Consider the following 551-nt stretch of genomic DNA (forward strand, 5'->3'; position numbering starts at 1 on the left):
GGCGACGGCAGCGTCGTACCGACAGTTGACAACCCGGACGCATCCTACCCGGTTTCCGGTTCGACGACGGATCCGGTTGAAATTACCGGCACCGGGGCGCCCGGCTCCGAAGTCACCGTGACTGTCGGCACCTCGACACAAACCACCACCGTTTCCGATGACGGCACCTGGGGCGTGACCTTCCCGGTCGATGACCTGCCGCCGGACGGCGATTATGACTCCACCGTGCATGTCGTTGACCCGGATGGAGAAGAGTTTGATCTGGACGGCCCTGAGGTCGTGATCGACACCACGCCGCCGGTAGCAGAGATCACAAGCGGCGCAGTTTCGACCGGCGACACCGTCAATGGTGAAGAACAAGCTGCCGGCCCGGTAATCTCCGGCACCGGCGAGCCGGGGGCCACCGTATCCCTGACGATCGCGGGCGCTACCCAGACTACCACCGTAGCAGAGGACGGCACCTGGTCGGTAACGTTCACCCCGGATCAGATCTCCGAAGGCGAGTACCAGACAGAGATCACCATCACCACCACCGATGACTTCGGCAACAG

At 63.2% G+C, this 551-nt stretch carries 1 protein-coding gene; it reads left to right on the forward strand.

Annotated features, from left to right (window positions below; translation table 11 throughout):
• Positions 1 to 551: Ig-like domain-containing protein (locus RA20_RS24470; protein ID WP_039135615.1), on the forward strand; the 551-nt coding region annotated here is incomplete at both ends.

The organism is Leisingera sp. ANG-Vp, assembly GCF_000813725.1.
Taxonomy (GTDB): domain Bacteria; phylum Pseudomonadota; class Alphaproteobacteria; order Rhodobacterales; family Rhodobacteraceae; genus Leisingera.